Source organism: Parvibaculum sp. (assembly GCF_045863935.1).
Classification (GTDB): Bacteria; Pseudomonadota; Alphaproteobacteria; order Parvibaculales; family Parvibaculaceae; genus Parvibaculum.
The window spans coordinates 1-17,208 of sequence record NZ_BTVP01000020.1 but is presented as its reverse complement, the minus strand read 5'-3'; the positions used below and the strand labels follow the sequence as shown (position 1 = coordinate 17,208).

Genomic DNA, 17,208 nt, shown 5'->3' with positions numbered 1-17,208 from the left:
TCCTGCAAGGCCCGAACGCGCATGCGCTCCGGCCCTCTCGCTGTCAGCCTCGTCGTTTCCCGCTCAGGATCATGACGATCACACCCTTTTCGACCCCGTTTCGGGGGCTCCCCGCCGGTTCCATGACCGGTGCGCAATAGAAAATGCCGCCTGCAAGGGGCGGCAGTTCGAGAAGCAATGGAGTATTAGGGCGAGGAACCGGGTCTGTCAATCTGGCGCACAACGAACGCCGCCCCGCCCTTTTCTCCTCAAATCACGCCTTCAGGCGGTATCCCGTGCGGAACAGGATGTGGCAGACGGTCCAGAGCACGAGGTTCATGCCGATGACGACCGTGACCCCTGTCGCGATGGAGCCGTCGGCATGGCCCGTGACGCCATAGCGGAAGCCGTCGATCAGGTAGAAGACCGGGTTCCATTTGGTCAGCTCATGGGCGAAATCGGGGAGCTGCGTCACCGAATAGAAGGTACCCGAGAGGAAGGTCAGCGGCAGGATGATGAAGTTCGTCACCGCCTGCAGGTGATCGAACTTCTCCGACCAGATGCCGCCCAGCATGCCGAGCAGCGCCAGCATCAGCGAGGCGCCGACCGCGAAAAAGACGATCGCCCAGAGATGCGCGAGGCCCATATGCACGAAGGGCAGCATGGCAAGCGCGGTCGCGCAGCCGCAGACGATGCCGCGCGTCACCCCCGCCATCGCTATCCCGACGTTCAGTTCACCCGCCGAAAGCGGCGGCATCAGCACATCGACGATATTGCCCTGGATCTTCGAGATCAGGATCGAGGAAGAGGTGTTGGCGAAGGCGTTCTGGATCATCGTCATCATGACGAGGCCTGGCGCCAGGAACTCGACGAAGGGCACGCCATGGACGTCCGGCCGGAACTTGCCGATGGCCAGCGCAAAAATCGCGAGATAGAGGAGCGTGGTAATGACGGGCGCCGCCACCGTCTGGGTCATCACCTTCCAGAAGCGGCGAACCTCCTTCAGGTAGAGCGTCCAGACGCCCAGCCAGTTGATCGCGCCGAAGCGGCGGGCGCCTTCCTGCGGATAAGGAGTGAGGCTCATGGCTGTCTCTTTCTCGGCTTCTGGTGGCAGGTTTTGGTGGTGAGTCCCCCGGGCCCCGAGGCATACGCCAGACAAGGGCGGGGGGCAATGAAGGGGGCGGCAAGGCCGCCGGAACCTTCCCCATGTGAGGCCGGGTCGGCCGTCCCGCAAGGGCCGACCGGCCTGCGCCAGACGCTCTTTTCTGTGGATAAGGCCCCTTCACATACACCCGCCGGTTGCGGATTTTGCCCCTGATATTGTATATTCTCCGTTAATGCCCACGAAATCTAGTGGTGGCCTCGGGGTGCCACGAGACCGGATTTCAGGGCGATGCCGGGGTCAGGCGGGCCCTCGAGCATCCAACCGGGCCGGAGGAGGCCCCGAAGGGGAAGGTAACATCATGTGGACCGATGAACGCGTGGAACTGCTGAAGAAGCTGTGGGCCGAAGGCCTGAGCGCCAGCCAGGTCGCCAAGCAGCTCGGCGGCGTGACCCGTAATGCCGTGATCGGCAAGGTGCATCGTCTGGGGCTTTCCGGGCGGGCCACACCGAGCCGCCCTGCCCGTGCACGCCCGCAGGCGCCCCGCACGCTCGTTCGCGGGCGGCCCGATCCGCTGACGGCGGAGATGCGCGAGGAAGAGCAGCAGCGCAGCCAGAGCGCCCAGAAGGCCGAGGCGGCGCATGTCGAGGAGCGTGGGCTCGAACCCGTGCAGCGAGCGACGGTGCTCACACTGACCGAGCACACCTGCAAATGGCCGATCGGCGATCCGGGCCGGCCGGGCTTCCATTTCTGCGGCCGCGGCGCCGACCATGGCTCTCCCTATTGCACCGAGCATGCGCGCCTGGCCTACCAGCCCGTGCAGGCGCGGCGGAACCGCGAGCGCGACCGGATGCGCAAGGACCGGCTGGTCAGCTGACGGCGCACCAAACCGGCTTCCGGCGGGGCAACCGGGGGGACTTGAGGGGAGGAACCGGCATCCACAGAAGGTGGGTGCCGGTTTTCTTGTATGGGGACCTGTGAAGGCCGTCAGCCGTGGAACTGCTCGTCCAGTGAGTAGCCTGCGGAACGGACGGTGCGGATCGGGTCCTTCTCGCCCTTCTGGCTCAGCGCCTTGCGAAGGCGGCCGACATGCACGTCCACCGTGCGCGCCTCGACATAGACATCGGACCCCCAGACGGCGTCGAGCAACTGCTCGCGGCTGAAGACGCGGCCCGGATACTGGATCAGATGATCGAGCAGGCGATACTCGGTCGGCCCGAGATGAACCTCGCGTTCGCCACGGCGCACGCGATGTGCTGCCCGGTCGATGATGATGTCGCCGAAGGTGACGAGATCCTCGGTGAGTGCAGGGCGGATGCGCCGCATGACCGCACGGATGCGGGCGAGCAGTTCCGTCATCGAGAAGGGCTTGGTCACATAGTCGTCGGCGCCCGTATCGAGCCCGCGAATGCGGTCCGTCTCCTCGCCGCGCGCCGTGATCATGATGATCGGCACGTTGCGGGTTTCGGGCCGGCCACGCAGGCGGCGGCAAAGCTCGATGCCGGAGAGCCCCGGCAACATCCAGTCGAGGAGGATGAGGTCCGGCGTCGTCTCGCGAATCATCAGGTCGGCCTCTTCGCCATCGGCGGCGGCCATAACCTTGTAGCCTTCCTTGTCGAGGTTGTACTGGAGGAGCGTGGAAAGCGCTTCCTCATCCTCGACGATCATGACGGTCGGTTTCATTCTGCGTTCAAACTGGCTGCGCTCGGATTGTCCCTGTTCGGCACTTTCGGACAAGGAGCGAATCTTTTCCAAGCTTTCCATTGAAGCCTGACCCTGTTCACCGCGACGGGCAAGCGTTATTCCCATGGCTCAGATGCCTCCTCTAACTGCCGCTCTGCACGGCTGTGGTACTCGTCGTGTCGCCCTTCGGACGTTCATCGCTCACCCATTCGCCGGTCACGAGATAGCTGATGGTTTCGGCGATGTTGGTCGCGTGGTCGCCGATGCGCTCGATGTTCTTCGCCACGAAGAGCAGATGGGTCGAGACACCGATCGTCCGCGGATCTTCCATCATGTAGGTCAGGAGTTCGCGGAAGACGGAGTTGTACATCGCGTCGATTTCCTCGTCGTCGCGCCACACCTCCATTGCCGCCTGCGCCTCGCGGCTCGAATAGGCGTCCAGCACATGCTTGAGCTGGCGCTGGGCGAGACGGCCCATGCGCGAGATGCCCTGGATAAGACGGTTCGCTCCTTCGAAATCGTTCTGAAGGACCATGGCGCGCTTGGCGATGTTCTTTGCGAGGTCCCCGATACGCTCGAGATCGATCGAAATCTTGATCGCAGCGATCGCCTCGCGAAGGTCGGTCGCCATCGGCTGGCGCAGTGCGATCATGCGGATCGCGTGCGCTTCGATCTCACTCTCGAGGGCGTCGATGCGCTGGTCCTCGCGAATCGTGCGTTCGGCGAGCTGCAGGTCGCGGCGAACGACCGCTTCGATGGCCGCGGAGAGCTGGGCTTCGGTGAGCCCACCCATCTGCGCAATGTTCGCCGCAAGCGCGTCGAGCTCTTCCTGGAAGGATTTTACCGTATGCTGGGTCACGCCCAAATCTCCTGTTGGCCTCGGCACATCTGTCCGCCGGTGGGGTTCAGCCGAAGCGGCCCGTGATGTAGTCCTGCGTGCGCTGGTCGCTCGGGTTGGTGAACATCTTGTCGGTTTCGTCCACCTCGATGAGATTGCCGAGATGGAAGAAGGCCGCCTTCTGCGAGACGCGCGCTGCCTGCTGCATGGAGTGCGTCACGATCACGATGGTGTATTGCTCTCTCAATTCGTCGATCAGTTCCTCGACCTTGGCGGTCGCAATCGGGTCCAGTGCCGAGCAGGGTTCGTCCATCAGGATAATGTCCGGATCGACGGCAATCGCGCGCGCGATGCAAAGACGCTGTTGCTGGCCGCCAGACAGGCCCGTGCCCGGCTGGTCGAGGCGATCCTTCACTTCGTTCCAGAGAGCCGCACGTTGAAGGCTTCGTTCCACGATCTCGTCCATCGCGGGTCCCGGCTTCGCCACGCCATGAATGCGCGGGCCATAGGCAATGTTGTCGTAGATCGATTTCGGGAACGGATTCGGCTTCTGGAAAACCATGCCGACGCGCGCGCGCAGCAGAACCGGATCGATCTTCGGGTCGTAGATGTTCGCGCCGTCGATCTCGATCGTCCCCTTCACGCTGCAAATGTCGATTGTATCGTTCATACGATTGATGCAGCGCAGGAAGGTCGACTTGCCACAACCGGACGGGCCGATGAAGGCCATGACCTGCCGCGCGGGAATGTCGATCGAAACGTCGAACAGCGCCTGCTTGTCGCCATAGAAAACCGAAACCTTGCTGGCCGCGATCTTCGTTTCGTGCCCGGCCTTCGCGGTCGATACCGCTTTCGCCAGCGCACCTGCCTCGTCAGCCGTCTTGTTCATGATCATCCCCGACGCTTCAGTGGTATCCAGCATTGTCATGTCACCACCTTCTTTCAAACCGTTTACGCATGTAAATCGCTATTGCGTTCATGCAAACAAGGAACCCGAGCAGAACGATGATCGCCGCCGAGGTGCGGGACGTGAACCCCCGTTCCGGGCTGTCCGCCCAGATGTAAATCTGGGTCGGAAGAGCGGTCGAGGGATTGAACATGCTGTCCGGAGCGGCGGTGATAAATGCATTCATGCCGATCAGGAGAAGCGGAGCCGTTTCGCCAAGCGCCTGGGCGAGGCCGATGATCGTGCCCGTCAGGATGCCCGGCATGGCGAGCGGCAGGACGTGATGTCCGACCGTCTGCATCCTGGAGGCGCCGACACCGATGGCGGCTTCGCGGATCGAGGGCGGCACTGCCTTCAGCGCCGCGCGCGTCGCAATGATGATGGTCGGCAGCGTCATCAGCGAGAGCACGAGGCCGCCGACAATCGGTGCCGAGCGCGGCATGCCGAAGAAATTGAGGAAGACCGCGAGACCGAGAAGACCGAAAACGATCGACGGCACGGCGGCGAGATTGTTGATGTTGACCTCGATGAGATCGGTGAAGCGGTTCTTCGGCGCGAATTCCTCGAGATAGACAGCGGCCGCGATGCCGACGGGAAAGCTGACGAGGAAGCAGATCAGCAGCGCATAGAAGGAGCCGACGAGAGCACCCCACAACCCGGCAAGTTCCGGAAAGCGGCTGTCCGCGTTGAAGATCAGCCCCCAGTTCAGCGGCGCGGAAATGCGGTCCTGTTCGACAAGGCGGTCGTACCAGCCGATCTGTTCGTCGCTGACACGGCGCTGCTCGCGCGGGAGGTCCCGGTCGATCACGCCCTTGTGGAGCTGGTCGCCGATGTCCGACAGCGGAAAGGTGATCTCGAAGGTGCGGCCGATCAGCGACGTGTCGGCGGCGACCTTGTCGCGGAGTGCATACTGGCCGCCATTGCTGAAGAGCTGGCGCAGTTCCCTGAGTTCACGCGGCGTGTCGACCTCGGGGAAAATCCGCGCGACGGACTCGTTCAGTATCTTCTGGTAGCTGCCGCCGCGCGGGTCCGAAGGATCCACCGCGCCTTCCGGCACCTCGACATTCAACGTCACCATGGTTTGCGTAACGGCGGGTGCCGCCGTGATCGCAATGGTACCGACAAGTGTCATCAGCATGGTGAGCGCGAAAACGATCGCGGCAACGCCATAGGCTCGCAAACGCCGGTCCGCGGCGTGACGGCGTTTCAGCTTCGCATCCGGCTCGTACCAGGCGCGCCTGCCCGTTCCCTGTGCGGTATCACTCATAGCGTTCCCGATAGCGCTTGACGACCTGGAGCGCGAGGATGTTAAGCACCAGCGTCGAGATGAAAAGGACAAGACCGAGGCCAAAGGCCGCGAGCGTCTTGGGGCTGTCGAATTCCGTGTCGCCGATAAGCAACGTCACGATCTGGACGGTGACGGTCGTCACACCTTCGAGCGGATTGACCGTCAGCGTTGCGGTGAGGCCCGCCGCCATGACCACGATCATTGTTTCGCCGATGGCGCGGCTCACAGCCAGAAGAACACCGCCGACGATGCCCGGAAGTGCGGCAGGCAGGAGCACCTGACGGATCGTTTCCGCCTTGGTCGCTCCGAGCGCATAGGCGCCGTCGCGCATGGATTGGGGGACAGCGGTGATCGCGTCGTCGGAGAAGGACGAGATGAACGGGATGATCATGATGCCCATGACACCGCCGGCGGCGAGCGCGCTGTTCGAGGCGACGCTGAGACCGAGCGAGGTGCCGAAATCGCGGATGAAGGGCGCCACGGTCAGCACGGCGAAAAAGCCGTAAACGATGGTCGGTATGCCCGCAAGAATTTCGAGCAGCGGCTTCACGACGGAACGGACGCGCTTGTCCGCATATTCGACGAGGTAGATCGCCGAGAAGAGGCCGACCGGCAGAGCCACCAGCATGGCGATGACGCTGATGAAGATCGTTCCCCAGAAAACAGGAACCGCGCCGAACGCTCCGGTGGAGGCTACCTGGTCGGCCCGGATCGGCGTTTGCGGGCTCCAGCTCAATCCGAAGAGAAACTCCGAGACCTGCACGTGGGAAAAGAAGGCAAGACTCTCGATGACGAGCGAGAGGATGATGCCGAGCGTCGTGAGCACGGCGAGGATCGAGCAGATAATCAGCAACCAGCGAAGGATGCCGTCGACACGGTTGCGGGCCCTGAAATCGGGCGACAGGCGCGAGCGCGCGAAGGCAATGCCGGCGACGGCAGCCGCGAGGGTGCATACCACCATGGCGAGCGATGCCATGTTCTGCAGCGACCGGTAGCGCGCGGCGGCATCGATGGTGATCTGATCGGGCGTGCCGAAAATGCGTCCCGCCGCGACATTCTTGATTTCGCCGAGCATCAGCGAAATGCGGGCCGGTGTCGCGCCTTCCGTCAGGTGCGACGGCAAACCCGCCAGCAGCAACCGGTCGACGACCGTGTTCTGGGCCGCCAGCCAGATCAGGACGAGAAGAAAGGCAGGCAGTCCGCACCAGAGTGCGACGAAGTAGCCGTGATAGGGCGGGATCGAATGAAGATTGTTACCTGCGGCTTTCAGGCCGGATGCATTGGCGCGGCCGAGCAGGTACCCGGCAAAGGCAAGGGCCAGAACGATCGCGAAAAGCAGCGTGACGGACATGAATTTCGGCCCTGAAGGATATCCAATGGCACCGGACAGCGAAGAGATCACCCGGCGCCCGAAGGCGCCGGGTGATGACGTCTCATTACTTCGGCGCAGCCATGTCCGTGCCGCTCGTGGCGGCCTTGCGGACGGCTTCGCGCTTCTCGGCGGAGAGCGGGATCAGACCGCGCTCGGAGAGATAGCCGCCGTCGCCCATCGAGTCTTCGCTGACATACTCGGCAACGAATTCGTTGAGGCCGGGGATCACGCCGCGGTGCGCATTCTTCACATAGAAGAAGAGCGGGCGGGAGACCTTGTAGGAGCCGTCGGCGATCGTCTCGGTGCTCGGCGCAACGCCCTCGACCATCACACCCTGCAGCTTGTCCTGGTTCTCGTAGAGGAAGGAGTAGCCGAAGATGCCGTAGGCGCTCGGATCGGATTCGAGGCGCTGGACGATGAGGTTGTCGTTTTCGCCGGCCTCGACGAACGGGCCGTCGGTGCGCATGCGCTGGCAGACTTCCTTCTTGGCGTCCTTTTCAAGCGCCGCGATGGCCGGGAACTCTTCGCAGCCTTCCTCCATCACGAGTTCGACGAAGGCGTCACGCGTGCCGGATGTGGGCGGCGGGCCGAAGACCTCGATCTTGGTGTCCGGAAGCGACTTGTCGATCTCGCTCCACTTCTTGTAGGGATTGTCGACGATCTTGCCGCCGACTTCGACCTTCGCGGCAAGCGCCTGGAAGAGCTGCGCCTTCGTCAGGTCGAGTTCGGTGCCCTTGCGGGAAACCGCGATGGAGAGACCGTCATAACCGATGAGCACTTCGGTGACGCTCTTCACGCCGTTCGCCTGGCAGGTTTCGTACTCGGACGCCTTCATGGCGCGCGAGGCGCCCGTGAGGTCGGGATGCTCGGCGCCGACGCCGCCGCAGAAGATCTTCATGCCGCCACCGGTGCCGGTCGACTCGACGACGGGGGCCGGGCTGCCGGTCTCGTTCGCGAACTGCTCCGACACGGCCTGCGTGTAGGGGAACACCGTCGAGGAGCCGACAATCGAAATCTGGTCGCGGGCGTGCGCGACGCCGGCCACCGAAAGAGCAGCAACGGCAACCGTCGCGGCCATCGTCAGGGATTTGAGTTTCACGTTCATTCTCCAGTCATGTGAATGCCGGGCACCGGGCAAACCACGTCAGCCCCCCAGCGCGCCCGAGCCTTTGAGTGAATTCGCCAGGTGAATTCGAATGGCTGCTAACCTTCAGGCGGGCGCACGCTACCGGGGCGTCGCAAAATGTTTACGACGGTTCCATGACAGTTTTGCGAATGTCAGAAAAATTACTATTTTAGTATTGGGGCGCGACCGGCAGAAGGACCGAAAAGGCAGAGCCTTGGCCGAGTTCGCTCTCGATCGAGAGCGTGCCCTGATGGCGGTTCACGATGTGCTTCACGATGGCAAGCCCAAGGCCGGTGCCGCCGCGGGCACGACTCGCCGCCGGGTCGACACGGTAGAAGCGTTCCGTCAGCCGCGGGATGTGCTCCTTCGCGATGCCGGGTCCGTAGTCGCGGACGGTCAGGCGGACGACGGGCTTGCCGCCCTTTGCGTCCGGCGCGAGAGAGATGTCGATACGTTTTCCCGAACGGCCATAGCGCAGTGCATTGTCGGCGAGGTTCTGGACGACCTGCGCGAGCTCGTCGCGATCTCCCATTACCTTCGGTAGCGAGGCTGGCGCGGTGACGCCGATCTCGACACCGTATTGATCCGCGAGAGGGGTGAGCCCATCCGTCACGTCGTTGACGACGCCGAAGAGATCGACCGCATCGGAAGGCCGCACATGCTCGCGCAACTCGATGCGCGACAGCGAGAGCAGGTCTTCGATCAGCCGGCGCATGCGCGTTGCCTGGTCGGCCATGATGCCGAGAAACTTGTCGCGCGCTTCCGGGTCGTCCTTCGCGTGGCCACGCAGCGTGTCGATGAAACCGGACAGCGAGGCGAGCGGCGTTTTCAACTCGTGACTTGCGAAAGCAACGAAGTCCGCGCGCATGGCTTCGACGCGGCGCGCCTCGGTGACATCGCGCAGCAGAACCAGAATCTGCTTCGATGCCGGGCCGCCCTGCGCAGCGACGGGCGCGACGAAGGCGCTGTAGTTCCGCTGCACGGGAACGGGGACGGTATATTCGATGGTGCGCACGGCACCATCCCGGGTGACGGCATTGATCGCTTCGATAAGCGGCGCACTGCGCAGCACCGTTGCGACATGGCGTCCGATGACGCTCTTTCCGAGGAGCGGTTCTGCCGCGCCATTCGCGTAGAGAACATGGCCTGCGTCGTCCACGACGACGAGCGGGTCCGGCAGGCGATCGAGGAGCGCCATGGCCGTGCCGCCGCCAAGCGCCGATGCGTCCTCGTCCCGCGTGGAGCCGATGCGAATGGCCGATGCCTCGCCGACCGCCATCAGCCGCGTCGCCGCGATCCCTGCGAGGAAGAAAAAGGAAACAACGGCGGCAACAGGATGCAGGGCGCCCGAAAGCGCGAGCAGCAGGAAAATGGCCGCAGCCGAAACAATGAATGTGCGCGTGCCCGTCCACCGGGACGCAAAATCCCTCAGTCTCGCCTTGCCGCGCACAAGCCTCGAACCACCATCCGCCGCCGCCATGTTCCCTACCGTCAGACTCCGAAATCCCGATACACGCCATCGTGGTAGCACTTGAGCACGGATTTCGCGACGACAATACGATGCACCTCGTCCGGCCCATCGGCAAGGAGGCGCGTCGCGTGCCTGCCGGACGACAAAAGAAAGCGTTACGCGACGTGACAATTGCATGAATATGCCTAGGCTGACGCCAAATCGAACGACCCATGGAGACAGGACGGCAATGACGACGATCAGCGGTAAACTGGCAGTGGTGACGGGCGCGGCGAGCGGCATCGGACGGGGCACGGCAATCGAGCTCGCGCGGCGCGGTGCACGGCTTGCTATCACCGATCTCGACCGGACGGGGCTTGCCGAAACGGCAAAACGCATCGAAGCGATGGGCGGCAAGGTTTCGACCTATCTCGTGGACGTCGCCGACCGCGACGCCGTCTATGCCTTCGCGCAGGAAATCGAAAGCGCGCATGGCGGCGCCGACATCGTGATCAACAATGCCGGCGTGGCACAGATCGCCCGCGTGGACGAGCTGTCCTACGAAGACTTCGAATGGGTCATGAACATCGACTTCTGGGGCATGGTCTACGGCACCAAGGCCTTCCTTCCGCAAATCCGGAAGAAGGGTGAAGGACATATCGTCAATGTGTCGAGCATCTTCGGCATCATCTCGGTGCCGAGCCAGGCGGCCTACAACTCCGCCAAGTTCGCGATCCGCGGCTTCACCGAAGCGCTGCGCCACGAAATGAAGGGTACACGGATCAAAGTGTCTTGCGTGCATCCGGGCGGCATCAAAACGAACATCGTGCGCAACGCGCGCTTCCTGCAGAGCACGCAGATGACAGCGCGCGAAGAGGCGGCATCGGGCTTCGACAAGCTTGCGCGGACGACGCCAGAGAAGGCGGGCGAGACGATCGTGAACGGCATCGTCAAGGACAAGGGTCGCATCCTGATTGGAACCGACGCAAAGATCATCGATCTGTTGCAGCGGATCCTGCCTTCTTCCTACGGCAAGATCATGTTCCGGCGCGAGATCGGACCGCTCTCCGGCGCGGCGGAAACGGGCGAAGCGAAGGCCTGATTTCGTATCGTCCGTCTACGGACAGTATGGCCTTACTTGTCCCCGCAGGCGGGGATAGACAAGGCCAGATGTCATCGAAATGTCATTGAACTGTCAAGAAGGGCGGCGATATCCCCGGTAGCGGGGACAAGTCCCCTGCCCCGCTCAGCGCGGCAGGTTGCGGGCGAGAGCGCGGCGGGCCGACTTCTCGAAGGCCGGATCGAGATAGGGGGCGAGCACGTCGAAGAGCTGGCTTGCGCCCGCCGCCATGTCGGAGGGCTGGATGACGTCCTTGCCGGAAATCTGCAGGAAACGAATCCAGTTCATCCAGATGAGCCAGGTGTTGAGGGCGACGGAGCGGAGCCCCTCGCGCCCACGCGGACGCGACATGCTGCCATCCCTCACGAGCTGGCCGGCGATGCGCTCGAGTTCGGTGAGCGCCCAGTCCTGGAGCGCGCGGTAGCGGGCGGCAAGTTCCTCGTCGCGGCGCAGAAGGCCGAGCAGGCCGCCGAAGAAGAAACGGTAGCGCCAGGCGAGGTCGAAACTCCTGAGATAGAAGGCGGCGAAACGCGCGGGCGGGATCGGCGGACCGACATCCTCCACCAGCACGGCGCGGAACTCCACCTCCAGCGCGTCGAAGAGGACGCGGACAATCTCCTCCCGGTTGCGGAAGTGATAGTAGAGGTTGCCCGGGCTGATGCCGAGGGCCGACGCGATGCGCGTCGTGTTGGCGGCCTCCGCCCCCTCCTCGTTCATGAGGATGAGGGCAAGGTCCAGAATGCGGTCCCGGTTGCTCATGGGTTCTTCATACCCTGCCCCGGCGGCGGGGCACAGACTTGACAGAGACACAATTTAGAGCATTTAGTCTAATTAGAGGAAACACTCTAGAGGGAGAGAGACCATGCCGGCCGACGCGGGGGGAGCCGCAGCCAGCCAGGCGGCAACGCGCATGACCGTGCGGCGGATGGGCTTTTCCTATCCGCCCGCGATGAGCGGCCACTGGAATGCGAAACGGCCCGAGTTTTCCCAGATCGTGAACGCGGCCTCGCTCGCCATGCCCTATCTGGAGCCCTACCTCATCCGCAGCATGCAGGCGGCGCGGGAACACATTACCGACGAAGCGCTGCGGCGCGACCTCGATGCCTATGTGGGCCAGGAGGCAACGCATTACCGCCAGCACCGCAAATTCAACGAGGAGCTGAAGGCGCGCGGCTATCGCTGCATCGAGGGGCTGGAGGCGGCGATCGACGCTTCCTACAAGCGGATCGAGGCGAAGGGCACGCTCGCCGCGAACCTCGCCTATGCGGAGGGCTTCGAATCCATGGCGCTGGCGATCGGCGAAATGCTGATCGAGGACCGTGAGTTCCTGTTCGGCGGCGCAGAGAGCGGCGTCGCCTCGCTGGTGCTGTGGCACTTCGTGGAAGAGATCGAGCACAAGAATGTCGCCTATGACGTGTTCGAGCATGTGGCGGGAAATTATTTCAGGCGCGTGGGCGGCGTCCTGCACGCGACGAGCCACATCTTCGCGCTGACGCGGACGGGCTATCAGGCGCTGCTGAAGGAAGACGGGCTGTGGCGGGATGCGCGCTCGCGGATCGCGCTGGGGCTTCTGCTCGCGCGCATCTTCGCGAAGCTCGCGCCGAAGCTCCTGCGCATTCTCGTGCCGGGATATTCGCCGCGGCAGGTGAAAGACCCTTCATGGGCGAGCGCCTGGGCGCGGCTTTTCACGCGCGACGGGGAAGCGGCCGGACGGCTCGACACGGGCCGGCTCGACGCGGCCGAACCCATCGCCATCAATGCAGGAGGGGGCGAATGACCGAGGCAGGAGCCATGAACGAGCGCATGCGGGCGCTCCTCTTCTTCAACGGGGTGGCGCTGATCGCGCTCGCCGTTCTCATCGGCTGGACATGGTTCTTTGCGCTGCTCGGCCGCATCGTGCTGTGGCCGCTGCCCATCGACATCGCGGTGACGATCCCCGATGACGGGCGCGCCTGGCGCATGGCGCATATGGAAGGGATCACACAGGGGCTGATGCTGATGGCGCTGGGGCTTGGCGGACGCTTCATGGTGCTGACGGCGCGGCAATTCGCGTGGTTCTTCTGGTCGGCGCTCGTCACCGCATGGCTCTTCACCGTGCCGACCATCTTCAACGCGCTGTTCGGCACGCGCGGGCTCGCCTTTGGCGGCGGGCCGTTCAAGCCGGGAACGGCGAACGACGTCATCTATCTCTTCGGCTGGCCGCCCGTTGTCGCCGTGCACATCATGCTGGGGCTGGCGCTTTACGGATTGTGGCGGCACATGAAGATTTCGCGACAGGCGCGATAAGGGCTTGCGGCCAAGCGGTGCGAGGGCAATATGACTGGCAGACGCGCGGGCTCGTAACCAGCGGGCCCGGAGGGTAAGAGGAACCGGATGTACGTTCCTGTTGCCCGATCCGCGTCGCCCTCTCCGATCTCTTCGGGCCTTCCCCGGCCCACGAGCGCCCTCCCAGTTGGAGGGCGTTTTCGTTTGTGTACGGATTGATTTCAGCACGGCTCCTCTGACACCCCCCGCCCCGAAAAATTCTCCGAATTTTTCGACCCTCCCCAAAGGGAGGGTGGGTTGAGAGGCTGAAACCGGGGCGTTTGGCGGGCGGGGCGGTTCACGGTAATCTCGCGCCAAGCGACGATACCAGGAAGGACACTTTATATATGACAGACAGCGCCAGCTCGCAGATCGGCCCGGCCTCGCATATCTATTTCTCGCAGAGGCTCCGCCTCCACTATGTGGACTGGGGCAACGAGAGTGCGCCGCCGATGCTGATGATCCATGGCGGGCGCGACCATTGCCGCAACTGGGACTGGACGGCGGAGGCGCTGCGCGACCGCTATCACATCATCGCGCCGGACCTGCGCGGCCATGGCGACAGCCAGTGGATGGTGGGCAGCGCCTACGAGATGAACGATTATGTCTATGACATTGCGCAGCTCATCCACCAGAAGGGGCTGGCGCCGCTGACCATCGTGGCGCATTCGATGGGCGGCGCGATCGCGCTGCGCTATGCGGGGCTTTATCCCGAAAACGTCAAGAAGCTCATCGTCATCGAGGGGCTCGGGCCCTCGCCCAAGATGCTCGCCGACCGCAAGGCCGTGAGCAACGACCAGCGCATCCGCAACTGGATCGACGAAGTGCGCCGCCTCTCCTCGCGCCAGCCGCGCCGCTACGAGAGCATCGAGGAAGCCTACAAGCGCATGCAGGAGGAGAACCCGCACCTCTCGCCCGAGCGCGCGCGGCACCTGACCGTGCATGGCGTGAGCCAGAACGAGGACGGCACTTACAGTTGGAAGTTCGACAATTACGTGCGCGCCTTTTCGCCCGCTGGCTTCGACGAGAAGGTGACGGCGGAACTGTGGAGCCGCATCACCTGCCCGACGCTGCTCATTCGCGGCACGGAAAGCTGGGCGAGCGATCCGTTGGAAGACGGGCGGGCGAAGCATTTCCGCAATGCGGAAGTCGTTGCCGTGGAAGGCGCGGGGCACTGGGTGCAGCATGACAAGCTGGACGAGTTCCTCGGCCTGGTGAACGGGTTTCTGGGGGCGTAGGCGTTCCCCTCCCCCCGCCCCAAACCACCTGCGGCGGTTTGACCCTCCCCGAGGGGAGGGTGGGAAGAAAGGATTTCGGCAATGACGAGCGGCGACGTGCATCGCGGTTCCTGCCTGTGCGGGAACGTCCGCTTCGAGATCGAGGGGAAGCTCGGGCCTTTCGGCTTCTGCCACTGCACGAGTTGCCGGAAGGCGAGCGGCACGGCCTTTACGGCGAATTCCTCCGTGCAGAGAGTGAATGTTCGCTTTCTCTCCGGCGAGGAGACGATAAAACGCTACGAATCGAGCCCCGGCAAATATCGCTGCTTCTGTCCGAATTGCGGCTCGCCGATCTACAAGGAGGCGGACGACACGCCCGGCGTCATCCGCATCCGGCTCGGCATTCTCGACACGCCCGTGGGCGCGAAGCCGCTGGCGCATGCCTTCTGGGGCGAGAAGGCCGACTGGTACGACGATCCGGGCGGCATGCCGGTTTATGAGGCATGGGCGCCGGTGCTGAAGGGGAAGGTGAAGGAAGAATAAGGCACGCAGAGGCCTTCAAAATAAACCCGTCATGCCCGGGCTTGACCCGGGCATCCAGAGCCAAGCTCTGGAACAGATATTTTTGCGAAGAGAGACGCCGCTTCGCGGCTACTGGATTGCCGGGTCACGGACTACGTCCGGCCCGGCAATGACAAAATTGTGGTGGAGCTCAGCCCTTCGAGACCACCCGGAGCGCGGCGAGGGTTTCGGGCGAGACCGGGGCTGTCAGCGCGCCCGCGACCGCGTCAAACAGGCTTTCGACGAAGAAGCGGCGCGCGGGCTCGTTCGTCATCGCGTCGGGACGGCGCGTCCAGAGCGCGAGCGAGGTCAGCACCATCTCGACCATGAGGCGCTGGCGCTGCACGGCGACCTCGGGCACGAGATCGCCCAGCGCCGCGACGATGAGCGCGTTGGCGCGGGAGATGCCCTTGAAGCCGCTTTTCAGCGCGACGGCCGGCAGGTCGAAATCGGGATCGTTGAGCACCTGGGCGGCGAAGCGGACGAAGCGCACGCCCTCCTCCGTGTCGAGGAGTTCGGTCAAGGGCCCGAAGGTCACGCGGATAACCGCCTTGAGATCCTGCGCGTTGCCGCTCGCGATCAGCGCCTCGACGCGGGCAGCGCGCACGCGGTCCACGGCGCCGACGCGGGCGTTCAGGATCGCATCGACAAGGCCGGTCTTGGAACCGAAGTGATAATGCAGCGCGGACTCGTTGCGCTGGCCAGCGGCGGCGTTGATCTCCTTCAGCGTGACGGCATGGAGCCCGCGCTCGCCGAACAGCCGCTCGGCCGCCTGCATCAGGCGCAGACGCGTGTCGCCGCGCTTGCCGGTGGTTTTTTCGGGTGTCTCAAGCTCGCTCATACCGCTAGCGTAATGAAGGGCATTATGAAGATCAATTGGAGTTGGGACTAGCAGGTTCACTCGCAGGATTCCATTCCGGCTTAGCATCGTCCCGGAACTCGATCGTGTCGCCACCTTCGTTCGGCTCTCGAATTTGGTCTCCCTCAACTACCGCCCCACTGCCAGTTGCCGGACCATACTGGCCCCGTTCGACGCTGGATGCTGGCTTAGGCTCCAAGTCTGTGAGTTGGTGAAAGGCTACAGTGGCAAAAATGGCGCCACCGACTGCAAAAGCTGCAATCACACCCAATGCAAATCGGTGCCAACATATTCTGGTTGAAAGGCTTCCAAACACATCTGCAAACTGTCCGCTGATCTCAGCAAAACTTGTCGTCAACTTTGTGTTTTGCCGGCTCACATCAGCGCTAATTGCGCTCAACGTGAACCACTGATTCACGCACGAGCCAAATAACAAAAGGGCAAACAACCAAGCTCCGGCAAGCACTGCAATGTTGCCCCAAGCAGCAGCCCCCCAACCCTCCACGGGCTTCAGCTGTGTTGCCACCACAACGGTCGCAACTGGGAGACCCAGCAGTTGGCCTTGGATATCCACAAACGTCTTATGGATCCGTGAGATAAACTCGGACTGTGCGGCCTCTACTTCCCCACGAATTTTATCGTATGAAAAGTTAGAGGCGAACAGACGGTATCCGTCATTGACTCTTTGAGCGAGCTCTCCAACGTTCCGCACAAGGTAGGTGAAGCGACTTTCGGCAACCTGAGACAATACCAAGTCCGTGATCGCACTATCCAATATCGCAAGCCGTTGTTCTGCGTGTACGTCCCCGTGCAAAGCCTTGTCTAGAACGCCCACAGAATCGCTATCTGCTAGCGGAAGGTCATCTTCTGTGTAGAGGACAGGCACTTCGATCTTCTGTGTTTTAAAATAAATGAGAACCTGTCTTTGTTGGTCAAGAAATAGGGCCGCCTGCTCTAGCAACGAGACAATCATCAACATGGTGCGGTATTGACGGAGTTTTTCCCCCGGCGCATCCATTCCGCTGTAGGTACGATCTTCTTTAATAAAATAGGAAACCGGCTCGCGTGTCCTCGCCTGGGGAGCCAGCAGGAACCGCGCCCAGTCCTCTGCCAAAATACCAAGCGCCAAACGAGGTGGCCCAACCCTAGCGTCTATGGTCCGCCCTACTTGCACGTCTTCGATAGGACATAGAGCAGCTAAATTGGCGTCGGCTTCTGCTTTCTCGGATTCCTCGACCAGCCGAAATAGAGCTTGTATAGCCTCATCCCTAACCTCAACTCGAGCGGTATCGTCGCCTACCCACTCGGTGTGACCTGCGCCCCAAGTTTCATCCAGTCGGAAGTAGAGTCTCGTGACCATTTG

Annotated in this window: 17 protein-coding genes; 6 read left to right on the top strand and 11 right to left on the bottom strand. The window is 62.9% G+C overall.

All coding sequences use genetic code 11. The features are described 5' to 3' along the window. Positions 1-253: 253 nt before the first annotated feature. Positions 254-1,063 carry an ABC transporter permease gene (locus ACKUUH_RS10060; protein ID WP_407949779.1) on the bottom strand — a complete coding sequence of 270 codons (810 nt, stop codon included), beginning with the start codon at positions 1,061-1,063 and terminating at the stop codon, positions 254-256. Between the two features lie 379 nt (positions 1,064-1,442). On the opposite strand from ACKUUH_RS10060, the gene ACKUUH_RS10055 reads away from it, so the two are divergent. Continuing rightward, positions 1,443-1,958: a GcrA family cell cycle regulator gene (locus ACKUUH_RS10055; protein ID WP_407949778.1), complete on the top strand. Its 516-nt coding sequence runs from the start codon at positions 1,443-1,445 to the stop codon at positions 1,956-1,958. A gap of 110 nt (positions 1,959-2,068) precedes the next feature. On the opposite strand, the gene phoB is transcribed toward ACKUUH_RS10055, so the two are convergent. The 7 genes from phoB to ACKUUH_RS10020 all read right to left on the bottom strand — a co-directional run bounded on the left by phoB (position 2,069) and on the right by ACKUUH_RS10020 (position 9,814). After that, positions 2,069-2,764 carry a phosphate regulon transcriptional regulator PhoB gene (gene phoB / locus ACKUUH_RS10050; RefSeq protein ID WP_407949777.1) on the bottom strand — a complete coding sequence of 232 codons (696 nt, stop codon included), beginning with the start codon at positions 2,762-2,764 and terminating at the stop codon, positions 2,069-2,071. A 142-nt stretch (positions 2,765-2,906) separates the two neighbouring features. Continuing rightward, positions 2,907-3,623, bottom strand: a complete 717-nt coding sequence (gene phoU / locus ACKUUH_RS10045; protein ID WP_407949776.1) for a phosphate signaling complex protein PhoU — start codon at positions 3,621-3,623, stop codon at positions 2,907-2,909. Positions 3,624-3,669: 46 nt separating this feature from the next. Next, positions 3,670-4,491: a phosphate ABC transporter ATP-binding protein PstB gene (gene pstB / locus ACKUUH_RS10040; RefSeq protein ID WP_407949775.1), complete on the bottom strand. Its 822-nt coding sequence runs from the start codon at positions 4,489-4,491 to the stop codon at positions 3,670-3,672. 40 nt (positions 4,492-4,531) lie between these two features. Next, complete coding sequence (gene pstA, locus ACKUUH_RS10035) at positions 4,532-5,815, bottom strand: phosphate ABC transporter permease PstA (protein WP_407949774.1); 1,284 nt, start codon at positions 5,813-5,815, stop codon at positions 4,532-4,534. After that, positions 5,808-7,187 carry a phosphate ABC transporter permease subunit PstC gene (pstC, locus tag ACKUUH_RS10030; RefSeq protein WP_407949773.1) on the bottom strand — a complete coding sequence of 460 codons (1,380 nt, stop codon included), beginning with the start codon at positions 7,185-7,187 and terminating at the stop codon, positions 5,808-5,810. Before pstC ends, pstA begins: the two co-directional genes overlap by 8 nt. 85 nt (positions 7,188-7,272) lie before the next feature. Beyond that, positions 7,273-8,313 (bottom strand): substrate-binding domain-containing protein, encoded by a 1,041-nt coding sequence (locus ACKUUH_RS10025; protein ID WP_407949772.1) that lies wholly within the window; start codon positions 8,311-8,313, stop codon positions 7,273-7,275. Between the two features lie 190 nt (positions 8,314-8,503). Beyond that, complete coding sequence (locus ACKUUH_RS10020; RefSeq protein ID WP_407949771.1) at positions 8,504-9,814, bottom strand: ATP-binding protein; 1,311 nt, start codon at positions 9,812-9,814, stop codon at positions 8,504-8,506. 220 nt (positions 9,815-10,034) lie between these two features. Between ACKUUH_RS10020 and ACKUUH_RS10015 the strand changes: the two genes are divergently transcribed. Further along, entirely contained in the window at positions 10,035-10,886 is an 852-nt protein-coding gene (locus tag ACKUUH_RS10015; protein WP_407949770.1) for an SDR family NAD(P)-dependent oxidoreductase, read from the top strand. A 144-nt stretch (positions 10,887-11,030) separates the two neighbouring features. Here the strand turns inward: ACKUUH_RS10015 and ACKUUH_RS10010 are convergent, their stop codons facing one another. Beyond that, a complete protein-coding gene (locus ACKUUH_RS10010) occupies positions 11,031-11,663 on the bottom strand; it encodes a TetR/AcrR family transcriptional regulator (protein ID WP_407949769.1) in 633 nt (210 codons plus the stop codon). 103 nt (positions 11,664-11,766) lie between these two features. Between ACKUUH_RS10010 and ACKUUH_RS10005 the strand changes: the two genes are divergently transcribed. The 4 genes from ACKUUH_RS10005 (at position 11,767) to ACKUUH_RS09990 (ending at position 14,968) form a co-directional block, all read left to right on the top strand. After that, a complete protein-coding gene (locus tag ACKUUH_RS10005) occupies positions 11,767-12,681 on the top strand; it encodes a metal-dependent hydrolase (protein WP_407949768.1) in 915 nt (304 codons plus the stop codon). Beyond that, complete coding sequence (locus tag ACKUUH_RS10000) at positions 12,678-13,190, top strand: hypothetical protein (protein ID WP_407949767.1); 513 nt, start codon at positions 12,678-12,680, stop codon at positions 13,188-13,190. The genes ACKUUH_RS10005 and ACKUUH_RS10000 overlap by 4 nt, the downstream gene beginning before the upstream one ends. Positions 13,191-13,555: 365 nt before the next feature. Further along, positions 13,556-14,446, top strand: coding sequence for an alpha/beta fold hydrolase (locus tag ACKUUH_RS09995; RefSeq protein WP_407949766.1), 891 nt, complete (start codon positions 13,556-13,558; stop codon positions 14,444-14,446). A gap of 81 nt (positions 14,447-14,527) precedes the next feature. Continuing rightward, positions 14,528-14,968, top strand: coding sequence for a GFA family protein (locus ACKUUH_RS09990; RefSeq protein WP_407949765.1), 441 nt, complete (start codon positions 14,528-14,530; stop codon positions 14,966-14,968). 169 nt (positions 14,969-15,137) lie between these two features. Here ACKUUH_RS09990 and ACKUUH_RS09985 read toward each other — a convergent pair whose 3' ends face one another. Both ACKUUH_RS09985 and ACKUUH_RS09980 read right to left on the bottom strand, forming a co-directional pair. After that, entirely contained in the window at positions 15,138-15,827 is a 690-nt protein-coding gene (locus ACKUUH_RS09985; RefSeq protein ID WP_407949764.1) for a TetR/AcrR family transcriptional regulator, read from the bottom strand. Positions 15,828-15,858: 31 nt separating this feature from the next. Then, positions 15,859-17,208: hypothetical protein (locus ACKUUH_RS09980; RefSeq protein ID WP_407949763.1), on the bottom strand; the 1,350-nt coding region annotated here is incomplete at its 5' end.